Origin of the sequence: Nitrospirillum amazonense (genome assembly GCF_029594735.1) — a bacterium.
Taxonomy (GTDB): Bacteria; Pseudomonadota; Alphaproteobacteria; order Azospirillales; family Azospirillaceae; genus Nitrospirillum; species Nitrospirillum amazonense.
In genome coordinates, this window is the sequence record NZ_JARPAF010000004.1 from 1,457,290 (window position 1) to 1,473,769 (window position 16,480).

Below are 16,480 nucleotides of genomic sequence, written 5' to 3' on the forward strand. Positions count from 1 at the left end.
CATGACCCTCTCGACCTGGTCATCGCCTGAACGCCCCCTGTCGCACCATGAACAGATCGTGCGCACCCTGGGCATGGAGATCCTGAGCGGCGCCCTGCCCGTGGGCGTGAACCTGCCGCCGGAGCCGGACCTGCTGGTCCGCTTCCAGATCTCGCGCACGGTGTTGCGGGAGGTGATGAAAACCCTGGCGGCCAAGGGCTTGGTCGTTTCCAAGACGCGGGTGGGCACCAAGGTGCAGGATCCGACGCATTGGAACTTCTTCGATGCCGACCTGCTGTCGTGGCGCGTCAGCTTGGGCCTGGACGACGCCATGCGCCGCCACCTTTATGAGATGCGCAGCGCGGTGGAGCCGCGGGCCGCCGCCCTGGCGGCCAAGCGCCGCACACCCGAACAGCTGGCCGACATGCGCCGCGCCGTCGCCCGCATGGCGGAGCCCGGACACAACCGGCGCAGCTTCGCGGAAGCGGACCTGGCCTTCCACGTCGCGGTCAGCGCCGCCTCAGGCAACCCCATGATGCGGTCGCTGGCGGCGGTGATCGAGGCGGCGCTGCTGGCCTCGTTCTCGCTCTCGTCCCCCGTGGATGAAACCGTCCTGCAGCAGGAGGTGGTCGACAGCCACGCCGCCATCGCCGACGCCATCGAGGCGGGCGACAGCGCGGCCGCCGCGCACGCCATGCTGGCCGTCATCGATTCCGGGTTCGGCCGGCTGGACCTGCCCGACCCCGACGCCGCCTGAAGTTCCCCCGCCTTCCCATTCAACGCCTTGACCGCATTCCTGAAGAAAGCCCTGCAATGACGTCGTCCGATCCTTCCAACGGCAAGCCCAAACTGCGGTCCCGCGCCTGGTTCGACAACCCCGACAACCCGGACATGACGGCGCTGTATCTCGAGCGCTACCTGAACTACGGCCTGACCCTGGATGAGCTGCAGTCGGGCATGCCCATCATCGGCATCGCCCAGACGGGGTCGGACCTCAGCCCCTGCAACCGTCACCACCTGGTGCTGGCCCAGCGCCTGCGCGAGGGCATCCGCCAAGCCGGCGGCATCGCCATCGAATTCCCCGTCCATCCCATCCAGGAAACCGGCAAGCGTCCCACGGCCGGCCTGGATCGCAACCTGGCCTACCTGGGCCTGGTGGAACTGCTGCACGGCTACCCGCTGGACGGCGTCGTGCTGACCATCGGCTGTGACAAGACCACGCCCGCCTGCCTGATGGCCGCCGCCACGGTCAACATCCCGGCCATCGCCCTGTCCGTCGGCCCCATGCTGAACGGCTGGCACAATGGCGAGCGCACCGGCTCCGGCACCATCGTGTGGAAGGCCCGCCAGATGCTGGCGGCTGGCGAGATCGACCAGCGCAAGTTCATCGAGCTGGTGGCCAGCTCCGCCCCCTCCACCGGTTATTGCAACACCATGGGCACGGCCACGACCATGAACAGCCTGGCTGAGGTGCTGGGCATGCAGCTGCCGGGCTCCGCCGCCATCCCCGCCCCCTACCGCGAGCGCCAGCAGATCGCCTATGAGACCGGCAAGCGCATTGTCGAAATGGTGAACGAGGACCTGAAGCCGTCGGACATCATGACGCGCGAGGCCTTCCTGAACGCCATCGTGGTGAACTCCGCCATCGGCGGTTCCACCAACGCCCCCATCCATCTGGCGGCCATCGCCCGGCACATCGGCGTGGACCTGGAACTTCAGGATTGGCAGACCCATGGCCACAAGGTGCCGCTGCTGGTGAACCTGCAGCCGGCGGGCGAATACCTGGGTGAGGATTATCACCACGCCGGTGGCGTGCCGGCCGTGGTGGCGGAACTGATGAAGCAGGGCCTGATCCACGAAGGCGCGCTGACCGCCAACGGCAAGACCATCGGCGACAATTGCCGCGATGCCGAGATCAAGCTGCCCGACGTCATCCGTCCCTTCGGCCAGCCCTTGAAGAAGGATGCCGGCTTCCTGGTGCTGCGCGGCAACCTGTTCGACAACGCCATCATGAAGACCAGCGTGATCTCGGATGAGTTCCGCGACCGCTACCTGTCCAACCCCGACGACCCGGACGCCTTCGAGGGCCGGGCCGTGGTGTTCGACGGGCCGGAGGATTACCACCACCGCATCGACGACCCGGCCCTGGGCATCGACGCCCATACCCTGCTGTTCATGCGCGGCGCCGGCCCGGTGGGTTACCCGGGTGCCGCCGAGGTGGTGAACATGCGGCCGCCCGCTTACCTGATCAAGCAGGGCATTACCGCCCTGCCCTGCATCGGCGACGGCCGGCAGTCCGGCACCTCCGGCTCCCCCTCCATCCTGAACGCCTCGCCGGAGGCGGCGGCCGGCGGCACCATCGCCCTGCTGCGCACGGGCGACCGGGTGCGCATCGACCTTAGGGCCGGCACCGCCAACATCCTGATCAGCGACGCCGAACTGGCGGCCCGCCGCCAGACCCTGGAGGCCGCCGGCGGCTACCAGTACCCCGCCAGCCAGACGCCGTGGCAGGAAATCCAGCGCGGCATGGTCGGCCAGCTGGGCGACGGCGCCGTGCTGGAGCCGGCGGTGAAGTATCAGCGCGTGGCCCAGACCAACGGCATCCCGCGCGACAACCACTGAGGCGCGGACAGGAACAAGGCGGCGGTGCCGGAAAGCGCCGCCGCCTTTTCCCCCATTGGGGATGGCGAAGTCCGCAGAAGCGGTTGTATTCCGCCGCGAGCCCCGGATTGAAGGACAGATCCGGCAGGAGGCTGATGGCGACGCGATTGCGCTAGCTATCTTTGAACCTCCTGCGACGACAGCCGTGCGAGACGCTTGCGCAATGTTTCCGGATTGGCACTGCCGTTCTGTTCAGCGAGCGCAATCCCTTTATCAAAAGAGGCGATCACCTTTTTTGTTAAAGCCAGGAGCCGCTCATGAAATTACAGATTCTTCGGATCGTAGACCGTGAAAGTTTGCTCTAGAATTTTCCACACAGATGCTTCGCGCCGAAAGATGAAAAGGTAATCACCACTGAAGTGCATCACCGGCCCACCTTTTATTGGCAGTAATACTTCTTCGTATTGCCCACTATCGTAAGCGAGATCACCGGAGGCTTCGCAGACAAGGCTCTTCAGATGAATGTCAGGTGCAAATTTTTCCTGTAGGGCGGCGAAGTTTTGACGAATTTCCGTAAGACCAGCCCAGCGCTCATGCGAGCTCGGCAGAAATATCGCATCTGACGAATACAACGCCAACACACTTTCCAGATTTTTATCGCTCCAATCTGATGCCCAGTCAGCGCTCAATATATTAGCACCTGCACAGTTCTCTTCAGCCATTGCGGCGGAATTTAGAGTCAATAATCCGCATATTACCACGATTCGTTTCGCGAACCCGCAAACTAGATTTGACAACTGTGCTGGCTGATTGCTCATGAGGCCCCGCTCTTCATGGCACCGCACTTGATCCTAGCGGCTAGCCGCTGGAGGGACGCCCTACCCGCCATGCATGAGGCTACGCCGTTGCTGCCGGCCTGTCACCAGTTCTGGGCAAAGTGTGGAACCCCCACATCGCCGGCGGGAGCTTATCGTCCGAAGTATGAGCGCTGGCGATCATTACGACCTTGAGCGAAGACGGCTGAAAAAGATCAGCGTCATAGGTCGGAAAGACCGTGCCATAGCTACCGACAGCACGACGGTTCTCGCATTCATCTGGATCGTAGATGTCATGGATATTCCCGACACCTTCCAGAAGTCGTGGATGGCTCCACCGTTCCCTCCAAGCGCTTTCACACCAATGAAAAGCCGGCGGGGGCGCTGCCGGCTTTCTCGGACCCTGGAACCGCAGCAGTCGGGCTTAGTCGTGGAACTCTTCCACCAGCACGCGGTGACCGCACAGGAAGGCATCGGCCACATGGCTGAGCGGGGCCAGGTCCACATCCACCTGGCGGTCGCGCACCAGGCGGCTGAACAGGGCGTAGAGGTTGGCGTATTCCGCCTCCGGTTCTTCCAGATGGGCGACGCCGTCGATGCTCATGGCGGCACCGCCACGGTTCAGCGCCAGGGTACCATCCGTGGTCTCCACCACGATGTCCCAGCTCTGGGGGCCGGTCTGGCGCCAGTCGAACTCCGCCCGCACCGGCACGCCGGACAGGTCCTGGAAGTCCAGCTGGGCCGCGATGGGGGCCTGGCGGTTGGCCGGGAATTCCAGCGTGGCGGCCTTCAGCACCAGGGCACGCGGCAGTATGTGGGTGATGATGGACAGGGCGTTGATGCCGGGATCAAACACGCCCAGGCCACCCGGCTGCCAGATCCACTCCTGGCCCGGGTGCCAATGGCGCACGTCTTCCTTCCACGACACCGACACCGATTTCAGCGTGCGGCCCGCCAGCCAGGCGCGGGCAGGTTCCACCGCCGGGGCGTACCGGGAATGCCAGGTGGCCAGCAGGGCCAGACCCTTTTCCTTGGCCAGGCCAACCAGGTCGTGCACCTCGGCCAGGGTGGCCCCCGGCGGCTTTTCCAGCAGCACATGGACGCCACGCTCCAGCGCGTGGCGGGCCAGGGCATGGCGGCCCTGCGGCGGGGTGCAGAGGGCGACGGCCTCGATCTCCGGCCGGGCGTCCAGCAGGGCGTCCAGGCTGCCGTAGCTGTCCACGCCGTCCAGCGTGGCATTGCGGCTGGCCACCGCCACCAGGTCATAATCCGAATTGGCGGCGATGACGGGCAGGTGCTGGTCGCGGGCGATCTTGCCCACGCCCACCAGGCCGATCTTGATCGGTGACATGCGCTCTTGAGCTCCCCTGATTTTTATAAAAAAGGGGCGGGCCGCGTTTCCGGCCCGCCCCCCGTGGCGACTTACTTGCCGGGCTGCACCACGCCGTCGACGCGGCGGTTCAGGCCCAGCGGATTACCATGCTTCACCGCCGCCGGCAGCAGCGCATCCGGCAGGTCCTGGTAGCAGACCGGGCGCAGGAAGCGGTCGATGGCCAGCGTGCCCACCGAGGTGGTGCGGGAGTCGGAGGTGGCCGGGTACGGGCCGCCGTGCACCATGGAATGGCAAACCTCGACACCCGTCGGCCAGGCGTTGGCCAGGATGCGGCCCACACGGCGTTCCAGCGTGGGCAGCAGGGTGGCGGCGGCGTCATAGTCCGCCTCATCCAGGTGCAGCGTGGCGGTCAGCTGGCCTTCCAGGCCTTCTAGCACCGCCTTCACCGCGTCGATGTCCGGGCAGCGGACGATGACGGAGGACGAGCCGAAGACCTCGTGCGCCAGGGCCGGGTCGGCCACGAAGTCGGCCGCCGTCACGCTGAACAGCACGCCGGAGCAGGTGTTGCCCTCGCCCTCGGCCGCCTGGGCCAGGATGGTGGTGCTGGGGCTGTCGGCCAGGGCCTTCACGCCCTGCTTGTAGGCTTTGGCGATGCCGGGGGTCAGCATGACCAAGGGCGTGGTCTTGCCGATCGCCTCGGTGGCGGCGGCGATGAAACGCTCCAGGTCGGGGCTCTCGACGGCGATGATGAGGCCGGGGTTGGTGCAGAACTGGCCGGCACCCATGGTCAGGGAACCGACGAAAGCCTGGCCCAGGGCCTCGGCACGCGCCTTCAGGGCGGCGGGCATCAGCAGCACCGGGTTGATGCTGCTCATCTCCGCATAAACGGGGATGGGCTCCGGACGGCTCTGGGCAATGCGCACCAGGGCCAGACCGCCGGCGCGGGAGCCGGTGAAACCCACGGCCTTGATGCGCGGGTCGGCGACCAGGGCGCCGCCCAACTCGTTGGTGGTGCCGCTCAGCAGGCTGAACACGCCCTCGGGCAGGCCCAGTTCCTTGACGGCGGCGGCGATGGCCTCACCCACCATCTCGCTGGCGCCGGGGTGGGCGGGATGGCCCTTCACCACCACCGGGCAGCCGGCGGCCAGGGCCGAGGCGGTGTCGCCACCGGCCACGGAGAAGGCCAAGGGGAAGTTGCTGGCGCCGAACACGGCGACCGGGCCCACCGGGATGTGGCGCAGGCGCAGGTCGGCGCGGGGCAGCGGCTTGCGCTCCGGCATGGCCGGGTCCACGCGCACGCCCAGCCAATCACCCTGGCGCACCACGCTGGCGAACAGGCGCAGCTGACCCATGGTGCGGCCCCGCTCGCCTTCCAGGCGGGCGCGCGGCAGGCCGCTTTCCTGGCCGACACGCTCCAGCAGGGCGTCGCCCAGGGCCAGGATGTTGTCGGCGATCTTTTCCAGCAGGCTGGCCCGCACTTCCAGGCTGGTTTCACGGAAGGTGTCGAAGGCCTCCCAAGCCAGCGCGCAGGCCTGGGCCACATGGTCGGGGCCACCCTGAGCGAAGGCGGTGTCCAGAGCCCCGTTGGTGGCGGGATCGATGGCGGTGAAGGTGGCGTCGGTGGCGACGCGGGCACTGCCGATCAGCAGCTTACCGTGCAAAGACATCTGGTGTTCCTATCCCTCTGGTGGCCCCCCCGACGGGTGGCCTGTTGCCGGGGCGCCGCCCCTTGTTAGCCAAATTTGTACGATAAATCCACACTTCCCCGGTGGACGTGCCTTTTAGCTGGGCCATTCGAGGGCGTGCGGCATCAACGGTCGCGATCGGGAATGTAGGCCTGATACCGGTAACATGCAATGGCGGGGCAGCCATGGCGGATGGCTCTTGCCATACCTTGTGGCGCAAGGCATTATACCTCGCGCTGCAAGGTATTGACCGGCGCCTGGGCGTGCCGTCGCTCCTCGCCCCCGGAGACGCGCATGTCCGACCTGTTCCACGCCCTGCGTGAACGCCTGCTGATGGCCGGTGTCGCCCCCCGCCATGCGCGCCGCTACGTCATGGAACTGCGGGAGCATGCGGCCGACCTGACGGCGGAGGAGATGGCCGCGGGCCTGCCCTTGCGGGAGGCGCAGGCGCTGGCGCTCAAGCGCCTGGGCGGGCAAGAGGTCTTGGCCCAGGCCCTGCTGCAGAGCGGTGAATTCCGATCCTGGGGCGCCCGCGCGCCGTGGGCGGTATATGGCGTCGCCCCGTTGCTGGGCGTCCTGGCCACCTATGGCCTAGCCTTGGGCGCCATCGTCGGCATCCTGGTGGCGCATCGCCCCGCCCCCGGCGCCCATCCGATACTACCCCCTTGGTTCGGTGCCGCGACCATGACCCTGGGCTATCTGCACAACCTGATCCTGCCGCTGCTGGTCGGCGGCGCCCTCGCCTGGATGGCCACACGCCAGCGCATGCCGGCCCTGTGGCCCAGCGTGGCGCTGCTGATCGTCGGGATCGTCGGCGGCGCTGGTGTGGCGGAGGTGCAGTTGCCCAAGGTGCCGGATGGTTATGTCGAGCTGGTGGTCGGCTGGTCCTTCATCTGCCCCTACGTGAACCTGGACATGGCACTCAGGCACATCGCCGCGATCCTGCTGCTGACCCTGGTGCCCTATCTGGCCTGGCACATCTGGCGCAAGGCCGTCCCCCAAAGCCCCGGCGGCCCGGAGCATGGTCACCTGATCGAGACCTGAGACAAGAGACGTCCCATGGCAGAGAACAATTCCAACTTCATGAGCGGCGTGCCCGAGCTGCTGATCCTGCGCCTGGTGCGGGAGAAGGAGATGTACGGCTATGAATTGGTCCAGGCCATCCGGGAGCGCAGCCGCGACGCCATCGCCCTGGGCGAGGGCGTGATCTATCCGGTGCTGCATGCGCTGGAACGCGACGGCGCCCTGTCCTCAAGCCGCAAGACGGTCAATGGCCGCAGCCGCGTCTATTACGCCCTGACCGCCGCCGGCGCCCAGCGCCTGGACGACCTGGCCGGCAACTGGTCGCGCCTGACCGGCGCCATCCAGTCCATTTTGGTCGGGGTGCAACATGCCTGAGATGTTCGGCCCCCTGCGCCACCGGCTGCTGACCGCCGGCATCGCCCCCCGCCATGCCCGCCGCTATGTCGCGGAACTGCGCGACCACGCCGCCGACCTGGCGGACGAGGAACTGGCCGCCGGCCTGGCGCCGGAGGAGGCGCACAGCCGCGCCCTGGCCCGCCTGGGCACGGCCGACGACCTAGTCCGCGCGATGGTGGCGCGCGGCGATTTCCGGTCCTGGGGCGCCCGGGCACCCTGGGCGGTCTACGGCCTGGGGTCGATGCTGGGCGTGGCGATGACATACGGGCTGGCCATCGCCGCCGTCGCCGCCATCGTGGAAACGCATCGCCCCACGCCGGACGCCCGGCCCGTGCTGCCCGACTGGTTCGACAGCGCCTTCGCCACCATCACCTATGTTCACGGCCTGGTCCTGCCCCTGGCCCTGGCGGCCGTCTTCGCCTGGATGGCCACCCGCCAGCGCATGGCGGCGCTGTGGCCCAGCGTCGCCATGCTGATCGTGGGCATCATCGGCGGCAGCGGCACCCTGGACTTCATCCGGCCCGCCGATCCGCACGGCATCATGGAACTGGAAATCCGCTTCGCCTTGGCCACGCCCTGGCCCGGCCTGAACGACTGTCTGCGCCACATCGCCATCAACCTGCTGCTGACCCTGGCGCCCTATATCGCCTGGCATTTCTGGCAGAAGGCCGTGGCGGAGTGCGGCGGGGACGACGACGCCTTGATACGAAGCTGAGATACCTAGCTGACCCAAGGGGGCTGATCATGACATTGCGATCGATCACAAGCGCGGGCTGGCTCGCGCTGATCCTGGCGGCCGCCCTGTCGCCGGGTGCGGCCCGGGCGCAGAGCGGCGCCCCGGTGGCCGCCGGGCCGGCGACGAACCCGGGCCAAGACGCGACCATGGGCGAGGATATCATCGTCACCCCCAGCTTCCTGCCCTCGCCGGAAGAAGTGAAGGCCTTCCATGATGAGGAATACGGCCGGCTGAAAGGCATCTACGCCCCTGAGCCGCCGCCGGTCAGCCGGGGCGACCGCCTGACCCGCAACAACACCGCGAACACCGGCACCGTTGCGGGCGCCCAGTCCCTGAACTGCGCCAACGTGGGCGAATGCCGAGCCGCCTATACCGGCGACAAGTGACGATCACAGGCTGAAGCAGGCCAGCGCGTAGAAGGCCAGCGCGATGGCGGGACCGAAGGGCATTTCGGTCCACTCCCGCCCCTGATGCCGCCGGGCCAGCCACCAGATCGGATAGAACGCCAGGCCTAGGCCGGCGGAAAGAAGCACCAGCCAGGGCATGCCGGCCGGGCCGACCCACCAGGCGGCGGCCGCGAACAGCTTCACATCCCCCAGGCCCAGCGCCACCCGACGCAAGCGCCGGCTGAGAGCCCAGCGCACCGCCAGCAATGGCAGGGCGACGAGGACGGCCGCCGCCAGGCCCGGCAACGGCGCCACGGTCCAACCCGCCAGGCTGCACCCCAGGCCCAACAGGGCCGCCGCCAGGGTCAGGCCATCGGGCAGGATGCGGTGGCGCAGGTCGATGACGGCGCTGGCCAACAGCAGGGTGGCCAGCAGGCACAGGGCCGCCGTCTCCGGCCCCCAATCCAGGCGCGCCACCGCCACCATGAAGGCCAGCGCGGCCAACGCCTCCCCCACCGGATAGGCCACCGGGATGGGGGCGCCGCAGCAGCGCGCCCGCCCCCCCAGCGCCAGCCAGGAGAAGACCGGCACCAGGGCCGAGGGCGCCAGCGGCGTGCCGCAGGCGGGACAGCGCGACCGTCCCGTCACCCAAGGCTCGTCGCGCGGCAGGCGCCAGGCCAGCGCCATGGCGAAGCTGCCGGCCACCAGGCCCAGCAGGGCGGCTGCCATGAGGGAGAGTGCCGTCCACAGGACGTCTTCCGCCGCGCCCATCAGGGAACCCCGCCCCGGTCGGTCCCCAGACGATCCGTCACGGCGCAGGCGTCGCGGCCGGCCAGGACGGGGCGCTGCCATTCCAGCGTAAGCCAGGGAGACTCGGCCTCCGTGCCGGAACCGGCCGACTGCCGGCCCACGCCGCGATACAGCAGCACGCTGCGCCGTACCTGCGGCCGCCCCTCCTCCGCCACCGTCACCCGCACCATGCCGCCGGCGACCAGGCCCAGCGGCCCCTCGCCCCGCCCCTCCCCCGCCGCCGGCTTCGCGCCAGGGCGGCGCACCAGCGGCGCCAAGCCACGGAACGGGCCCCGGGCATAAACCGTGCCCCAGCGGCGAAGGCAGGCGGCGACGTCCGGATCCAGGCCCGGGATGGCATCCAGGTCCTCAAGCGACCAGAGGGCGCGCACGGGATCGATGGTCAGGTCCAGGCCGCTGGCGCCCGGGGGATCCATGCCGCGCCAGGCGGCGATGGCATCGGCCGCCTTCAGCGCCTGGCCTTCCGAAAAGCCCAGGGTGTGGATGGCCTGGGCCAGCGCCTTGCGCGACAGGCCGTTGAGGTCGATGCGGCCGGTTTCCGGCGCCACGATGACGGTCAGCGCCTGGCCGTCCAGCACCAGCCGCCGGGGCGGCGGGATGTCGGCATCCCCCCGCGCCAGCAGGGCGTCCAGCGCCACCCAGGTTGCGGCCGCCGCCCGCTGGTCCTGCCCCGCCGCGATGGAGGCGACGCGCGCCAGCTTGCGCGCCGACAGGCCATTGCCCATGACGACCAGGCCCACCGCCGTGGCCATGGCCAGCAGGAACAGGACCAGCAGCAGGGCATAGCCGTCCCTGCTGGAGCCCACTCCCCTAGGCCCGCCCCCGGCCATCATCGCCCCATGGGCGCCGCCGGCTCGTAGGACGGCGGCGTGGCCGGCAAGGGCATGGTCTGTACCGGCGGCGGCACCACGGCCGGCGGCGGTACCGGCGTGCCACCGGTGGCGCCGGCGAAGATTTCCAGGCGGCTCATGCTGGCGCGCAGGGCGTCCGTCACCTCGCGCGCCCGGGTGGCGTCGCGCACGATGACCGGGCGCAGGAAGACCAGCAGCTCGGTCCGGCCCTTGGTATGGCCGTCGGTGCCGAACAGCTTGCCCAGCACCGGGATGTCGCGAAGGTAGGGGATGCCGGCGCCGTTGCGGCTGGAGGTGTCGCTGATCAGGCCGCCCAGGGCCACCGTCTCCCCATCCTGCACGTTCACCACGCTGGTGATCTTGCGCTGCTGAATGGTGGGGCTGTCGATGCCGGACGTGGTGGTGTTGGTGACGGTGCTGACCTCCTGGTTCACGTCCAGCACCACGGCGCCGCTGCGGTTGATGCGCGGCGTCACTTCCAGGATCACGCCGGTGTCGTGATATTCGACTGAGTTCACCACGGCGCTGTCGCTGGTCAGCGTGCTGGTGGCCGACTGCACCACCACCGGCACCTCGTCACCCACCTGCAGGCGCGCCGTCTCGTTGTTCAGCACCATCAGGCGGGGCGCCGACAGCACCTGCACGTCGGTGACGCTGGACAGGGCGTTCAGCACCACCCGGGTATTGGGGGTCAGGAAGGTGTAGTTGAAGTTGGGGTAGCTGGCCCCCACGGTGGCGCCGTTGGTGTTGGAAAAGCCCGCTGTGCTGCTGCCCCGGTCCAGGAACCACTGGACGCCGAAGTTCAGCTGGTCGTTCAGCGTCACCTCGGCGATCGTCGCCTCGATCAGCACCTGCTCGCGCGGCGCGTCCAGGCGGGTCAGCACCTGTTCCAGCAGGGCGTACTGCGCGCCGGAGCCGAAGATCAGCAGGGCGTTGCGCCGCTCATCCGCCACGACGCGCACGCCCTTCAGTTCCGACAGCCCGTCCTCTTCCCCCCCACCCTCGCCGCCACCGCTGGCCGGCAGGGTGGCCCCGCTGGCCACGGGGCTGGGCGGCGCGCTGGCGGCGGAACCGGAGGCGCCGGTGGCGGCACTGCCGCTGGGCGGGCTGGTGCTGGCGCCGGTGGACAGCCCGCCCCGGCTGGCGGCTATCGCCGTGGTCGTCGTCGTGGACCGGCCGCCGGCACGGCCCCGGCCCTGCTGCTCCGCCTGCTGCTGCTCGGCGCCGGCACGGCCCACCAACCGGTTCAGGGCGTTGGCCAACTCCACGGCGGATCCGTTCTGCACCTCATAGAAGTGCACCACCTTGCCACCGTCGGGGCCGGGCCGGTCCAGCCGGTCGATCCAGGTGCCCACGGTGGGCAGCAACTCTGGCCGCTTGGCCACCACCAGCAGGGCGTTCAGCCGGTTGATGGGCACGAAGTCGATCATGCCCTGCAAGGGCCCCCCGTCCAGTTGCAGCACGCGGCGCAACTCCGCCTCCAGCCGGGCCGGCTCCACCGACTGCAGGGTGTGGAGGGAGAAGGACAGGCCGGCCAGCCAGTCGACATCGAAGCTGGCCACAAGCTGGGTGAAGGACTCGATCTCATGCGCCGTGCCGTTGACGATGAAGATGTTACGGCCGGCGTCCGCCAGCTGGATGAAGCCCTGGCGGGTCAGGGGGTGGACGATCTTGTCCAGTTCCGCCACCGAGACATGGCGGATAGGCACGATGGCGGTGCTGAAGCCCGCCGTGCGCTCCGCCGCCGAGGTGGTCTGCACCGGCGCCTGGCCGGCGGCGTCGGCCGCCGGCACTACCTGGTAGAAACCGTCGCCGCCGATGATGGCGAAGCCCTGGGTGCGCAGGGCCGCGTCCACCGCCGCCAGCGCCTGCCCCCGCACCAGCGGCCGGGTGGTGCGGATGGTCACCTGGCCCTGCACCTTGGGATCGATGGTGTAATTCAAGCCCAGCATGCCGCCCAGGACGGCGTCGAGCACGGAACGGACATCGGCGTTGACGAAGTTCATCTCCACCGGCTCACCCGCGTCCGCGCCGGCCGGGGTCACGCCCGAAACCGGCCGGGTCTGGCGCACCAGCTGCCCGGTGCCGGTCACGGTCTGCGCCGGCACGCGCGGCGGCGGGGCATTGGGGCCGATGACGCTGCTGACCGGGGCGGTGGCCGCGGGCGGCGAGGACGGCAAGGGCGTGCCTGGCCCGCGCGTCACGGTGGTTTCCGAACAGCCGAACAAGGCCAGGCACGCGGCGAGCAGCAGGCGGGGCGGAGCACTGGGTCGGACTGGGTTCATGGCTGCTGCCTGGGCGTACTGTCAGAAGGGGGCCGGGAGGGCGGATGGCTGGGCTGGGCATCCAGCTGCTGGGGATCGGGCGGCGGCGGATTGGCGGCGGAGCCGGTCGCCGGCGGCGGCGCCCCGGAAGGCTTGGCCGAGGGCGCCGTCGGCCCCGGCACCACACCGGATGGCGGCGGCGTGCCGGTGGCCGAGGGTGCACCGGGGGCGGAGGGCGCAGCGGGCAGAGATGCGCTCGGCGGACGCGCTCCTCCACCGGGAGCACTCGTGACAGGAGACGGTGTGGGCGCAGGCGTCGCCGCGGGCACGATGGGGACGCCTGGCGTGGGCGGCGGTGGCAGGACCAGGGGATAGTCGCGCACGGCCGCCCCCCGGCGCAGGCGCAGGGTGGCGCGGCCGATCGCCTCCACCGTCCAGCCCTGAAGGTCATCACCCAGGCGCACGCTGAATGGCTTTTGCGTCTTGCGGTCCAGGCCGGTGGCGGCCCCGCCCGCCGCGCCGGTAACGACGCCCGTCACCTGCAGGTCCGGCCCATCCGGCGCCACCGCCCCCCCTCCCTTCAGGGGGGGGCGCCGGTCGGGCGTGAACAGGGGGCGGCGCGCCGCCTCCCCCGGCTCGGCGGAGAGGCCCATGGCGGTCGGGCCGGCCAGTGCCGGAACCGCCGGCAGCGGTGCGCGCACACGCAACGGCTGGTCCGACGCATCGACGGCCACCGCCAGTGCCAGGCCGGCACCAATCGCCAGGCCGGCCGTCGCCAGCATCACCGCGGGCCGGTCAAGAGGCGGCCAGGTCGGCATAGACGTCGATCTCCAGCTCCAGGGTCACGGGGCGGTCTTCGCCCGGCACGGGGCCCGGCGCGGGGCCATGCGCGGCCCGGCCGAAACTGGGCCCGGCTGCCGCCGGTTCCGCCGCGTCGGCATGCACATGCACGGATCGCAGCAGCAGGCGGGGGCGCACGCCGTCCAGCGCCGCCACGGCGTTGGTCACGGCCACGGCGTCCCCCTCCGCCGCCACGGACAGGTGGATGCGGCGGTAGGCGCCGCGGCCCGCGTCCGATCGCGCCGTCAGGGTGCGGACGGTGACGCCGGCCTGCCGCAGGGCGCCGCGAATGTCACCTTCGGCATCGGCCTGCACCGCCGCCACGTCCACGCCCCTGCGCAGCAGAGTGTGTGCCCCCAACGCCTGGTCGAACAGGGCCGCCCGGCGGCTGAGATCATCGCGCTGGGTCAGCAGGACGCGGGCGCTTTCCAACTGGTCCAGACGGGCAACGCGGCGGGTGGCGGCCTCCTGCACCCCATCCACCAGGGGCGCCAGGTAGAGGTAGGGGGGCAGCGCCAGCAGGCACAGGGCGATGGCCAGCACAAACACGGGGCGGGGGGCGGCGGCCATCTCAAGGCCTCCCCACGGCGAGGCTGGTCACCAGCGTGAAGTCGCGCACCGGGCCGCCGGATTGGCCGGCCACGGGCGCGGTCGGCGGCGCGGCCACGGCGTCGGCCGGGTCGGTGAAATGCGGGTTGGTGAAGGGACCGGCCGCCCGGACGCGGGCCAGCACATCGGCCAGGTCGGATGCCCGGCCCTGCAGGGTCACGGCCTGAGGCGTCAGCGTCACGTCCTTCAGCCAGACGCTGTCGGGCAAGGCCAGCGCCAGTTCGTCCAGCACCTGGCCCCGGCCCGGCTGGGCCAGCAGCACGGCGGTCGCCGGGGCGTCGGGGCTGAGGAACAGGATGCGGTCGCGCAGGTCCTGCGCGGCCCGCGCCTCCTTGGCCACCGCCGCCAGCTTCTGCTCCACGTTGACGGTCTGCTGATCCAGGATCCAGATGGCAACCGCGAAGGGAATGGGCAGGGCCAGCCAGAACAGACCGGCGACCATGGCCATCCCCAAGGCCCGCCGGCGCACACGCAGGGTGTTGAAGCGGAGGAATTCCGGCGCCCGTCCGCCCGCCACCAACGCGGTGACGCCGGCCAAGGTCAGGCCCGCCGCCACCGCCGAGCCCAGCGCCGCCGACAGCACCGTCCGCCGTACCATGTAGACGCGGGCGACATAGGCGGATGCGGTGCCGCCCCCGTCGCCCCGCGGCGCCATCACCACGTCCCAGGCCAGCAGGTCGGGACGCAGGGGCATGAAGCGATGGGCCTGCATCTCGACGAAGCCGCGCGCGTCGACGATGGCACCGCCCAGCCCGCCTTTGGGCAGGGGCACATCCACCGTGTGCACGTCCGACGGGTCCAGAACCAGGCGCACGGGCGCACGCCCCACCGGCGCGGTCACGCCGGCACCGCCGGGCGGCACCAACACGACCGGCACCTCCAGCCCCAGGGGCTGGCGCCAGCGGCGCGGCAAGGCCGCGACGACACCGTCGGCCAATCCGTCCATGGCCAGCACGGCCACGCGTGTCAGGCGGCGGGCCAGGGTGGGCATCTAGGACCCTCCCGGGCGGCAGCCGCCCTGCACGGGATCGTAGGCGCACAGCACCCCGCCCCGCACCAGGGGGGCGGCGATCATGGGCGGCCAGGGACCGTCCCCACCCGCCAGCGCCACGTCCAGCCGCACCAGGGCCGGGGCGCGGGCGGGATCCGTCCACCGGTCGGTCCAGGCGTGGGCCTGCGCATCGAAATAGGACCAGGCGATGCGCGTCGCGCCGCCGACCAGCACGCCGTCGCCCGGCGGCGGGCCGTCCGGGCGCAGGGGCGCCACCCGCAGGCGCAGGGCCAGATGGCCGGCCGGCCCCTCCACCGTCAGGGCGATGCGGTAGAGTCCGCCCCGGCCCAAGCCGGTGGGCAGGGGCGCCAGCACGTCGAAATGGCGGGCGTCGCGTTCCAACGGTGGCATATCAACCCCGGCCGCGCCCAGGTCGGCGGGCGTCAGGGCGTTGGTCACCAGGAAGCGGGTGAAGTCATGCACCCGGCCCAGGTCGGCGGCGGCGCGCTGCAGGGCGCCGCTGCGGTCGGCCATGCGGTTCATCAGGGGCAGGAGGCCCACGGCCGCCACAGCCAACATGCCCAGCAGGGCCAGGGCAACCAGCGCCTCCACCAGGGTCATGCCCTGGCGGCCATCGGAGCGGCTGTCGGAGCGGCCGTTAATGCGCCCGCTGGGGGTATTCAGGATCGCGCGGGCCATCGCCGTCATCGCGTGTCGTCCACCACGGCCCGGCTGGTGACGACCGCCAATACGGGCCCCTCCGTTCCCCGCGCCGTCCCAGGCGCGCCTGTAATTGTGCCTGTGATTGTCTGGGGCGGCGGGGCCATGTCGCGGACTTCTACCCGATAGTCCCGGTCGCCGGTCGGGGAAACGGCCACCGGCACAATTTTGACACGGTAGGGCAGGCCTCCTTCCTTTCCCTCCAGCGGCACGTCGGTGGGCCGGTCGGCCAGGGGGATGGCAACGCCCGCCTCCGCCGCCACCGACTGGGCCAGGCGCAGGGCCGCCGTCTCCCCCCACGCCTGCCGCGCCGCCCAGGCGCCGGACCAGGCGGACTGCATCAGCAGCGCCGTGCCCAGGCCGAAGATGGCCAGGGCGATCAGCATTTCCAGCAGGGTGAAGCCGGCCGCGCGGCGCATGGGTATTCCCGTCAATCTGGCC

General features: G+C 70.3%; 17 protein-coding genes. 6 read left to right on the forward strand and 11 right to left on the reverse strand.

Going from position 1 to position 16,480, the window contains the following annotated elements; genetic code table 11:
* The first annotated feature begins 1 nt into the window (after position 1).
* Positions 2-736 (forward strand): FadR/GntR family transcriptional regulator, encoded by a 735-nt coding sequence (locus P5F91_RS27160; RefSeq protein ID WP_145610299.1) that lies wholly within the window; start codon positions 2-4, stop codon positions 734-736.
* 56 nt (positions 737-792) lie between these two features.
* Entirely contained in the window at positions 793-2,601 is a 1,809-nt protein-coding gene (locus tag P5F91_RS27165; RefSeq protein WP_277908782.1) for an IlvD/Edd family dehydratase, read from the forward strand.
* Between the two features lie 302 nt (positions 2,602-2,903).
* On the opposite strand, the gene P5F91_RS27170 is transcribed toward P5F91_RS27165, so the two are convergent.
* The 3 genes from P5F91_RS27170 to P5F91_RS27180 form a co-directional block, all read right to left on the reverse strand.
* Positions 2,904-3,398 carry a YybH family protein gene (locus P5F91_RS27170; protein WP_145610301.1) on the reverse strand — a complete coding sequence of 165 codons (495 nt, stop codon included), beginning with the start codon at positions 3,396-3,398 and terminating at the stop codon, positions 2,904-2,906.
* Between the two features lie 421 nt (positions 3,399-3,819).
* On the reverse strand, positions 3,820-4,746 hold the full coding sequence (locus P5F91_RS27175; RefSeq protein WP_145610302.1) for a Gfo/Idh/MocA family protein: 927 nt from the start codon (positions 4,744-4,746) through the stop codon (positions 3,820-3,822).
* A gap of 71 nt (positions 4,747-4,817) precedes the next feature.
* Positions 4,818-6,395 carry an aldehyde dehydrogenase (NADP(+)) gene (locus P5F91_RS27180; RefSeq protein ID WP_277908783.1) on the reverse strand — a complete coding sequence of 526 codons (1,578 nt, stop codon included), beginning with the start codon at positions 6,393-6,395 and terminating at the stop codon, positions 4,818-4,820.
* A 312-nt stretch (positions 6,396-6,707) separates the two neighbouring features.
* Here P5F91_RS27180 and P5F91_RS27185 point away from each other — a divergent pair, with 312 nt between their 5' ends.
* The 4 genes from P5F91_RS27185 to P5F91_RS27200 are packed head-to-tail and all read left to right on the forward strand — an operon-like array spanning position 6,708 to position 8,954.
* Positions 6,708-7,457 carry a hypothetical protein gene (locus P5F91_RS27185; RefSeq protein WP_277908784.1) on the forward strand — a complete coding sequence of 250 codons (750 nt, stop codon included), beginning with the start codon at positions 6,708-6,710 and terminating at the stop codon, positions 7,455-7,457.
* A 15-nt stretch (positions 7,458-7,472) separates the two neighbouring features.
* Positions 7,473-7,811 carry a PadR family transcriptional regulator gene (locus tag P5F91_RS27190; protein WP_145610305.1) on the forward strand — a complete coding sequence of 113 codons (339 nt, stop codon included), beginning with the start codon at positions 7,473-7,475 and terminating at the stop codon, positions 7,809-7,811.
* Complete coding sequence (locus P5F91_RS27195) at positions 7,804-8,547, forward strand: permease prefix domain 1-containing protein (protein ID WP_145610306.1); 744 nt, start codon at positions 7,804-7,806, stop codon at positions 8,545-8,547. Before P5F91_RS27190 ends, P5F91_RS27195 begins: the two co-directional genes overlap by 8 nt.
* Positions 8,548-8,576: 29 nt before the next feature.
* The gene (locus tag P5F91_RS27200) at positions 8,577-8,954 is read left to right on the forward strand and encodes a hypothetical protein (RefSeq protein ID WP_277908785.1); all 378 of its coding nucleotides are present in this window, start codon (positions 8,577-8,579) and stop codon (positions 8,952-8,954) included.
* 3 nt (positions 8,955-8,957) lie between these two features.
* Here the strand turns inward: P5F91_RS27200 and P5F91_RS27205 are convergent, their stop codons facing one another.
* Genes P5F91_RS27205 through P5F91_RS27240 form a run of 8 tightly spaced genes read right to left on the reverse strand, consistent with a single transcriptional unit; the run spans position 8,958 to position 16,458 of the window.
* Positions 8,958-9,725 carry a prepilin peptidase gene (locus P5F91_RS27205; protein WP_277908786.1) on the reverse strand — a complete coding sequence of 256 codons (768 nt, stop codon included), beginning with the start codon at positions 9,723-9,725 and terminating at the stop codon, positions 8,958-8,960.
* Positions 9,725-10,570 (reverse strand): hypothetical protein, encoded by an 846-nt coding sequence (locus P5F91_RS27210; RefSeq protein ID WP_145610309.1) that lies wholly within the window; start codon positions 10,568-10,570, stop codon positions 9,725-9,727. Before P5F91_RS27210 ends, P5F91_RS27205 begins: the two co-directional genes overlap by 1 nt.
* 23 nt (positions 10,571-10,593) lie before the next feature.
* Positions 10,594-12,900, reverse strand: coding sequence for a type II secretion system secretin GspD (gspD, locus tag P5F91_RS27215; RefSeq protein ID WP_277908787.1), 2,307 nt, complete (start codon positions 12,898-12,900; stop codon positions 10,594-10,596).
* The gene (locus tag P5F91_RS27220; protein WP_277908788.1) at positions 12,897-13,697 is read right to left on the reverse strand and encodes a hypothetical protein; all 801 of its coding nucleotides are present in this window, start codon (positions 13,695-13,697) and stop codon (positions 12,897-12,899) included. The genes gspD and P5F91_RS27220 overlap by 4 nt, the downstream gene beginning before the upstream one ends.
* Positions 13,675-14,289: a GspMb/PilO family protein gene (locus P5F91_RS27225; protein ID WP_277908789.1), complete on the reverse strand. Its 615-nt coding sequence runs from the start codon at positions 14,287-14,289 to the stop codon at positions 13,675-13,677. The genes P5F91_RS27220 and P5F91_RS27225 overlap by 23 nt, the downstream gene beginning before the upstream one ends.
* A gap of 1 nt (position 14,290) precedes the next feature.
* Positions 14,291-15,319 (reverse strand): PilN domain-containing protein, encoded by a 1,029-nt coding sequence (locus P5F91_RS27230; protein WP_277908790.1) that lies wholly within the window; start codon positions 15,317-15,319, stop codon positions 14,291-14,293.
* Positions 15,320-16,027, reverse strand: coding sequence for a prepilin-type N-terminal cleavage/methylation domain-containing protein (locus P5F91_RS27235; RefSeq protein WP_277908791.1), 708 nt, complete (start codon positions 16,025-16,027; stop codon positions 15,320-15,322).
* Positions 16,024-16,458, reverse strand: coding sequence for a type II secretion system protein (locus tag P5F91_RS27240; protein ID WP_277908792.1), 435 nt, complete (start codon positions 16,456-16,458; stop codon positions 16,024-16,026). The genes P5F91_RS27235 and P5F91_RS27240 overlap by 4 nt, the downstream gene beginning before the upstream one ends.
* Positions 16,459-16,480 lie beyond the last annotated feature (22 nt).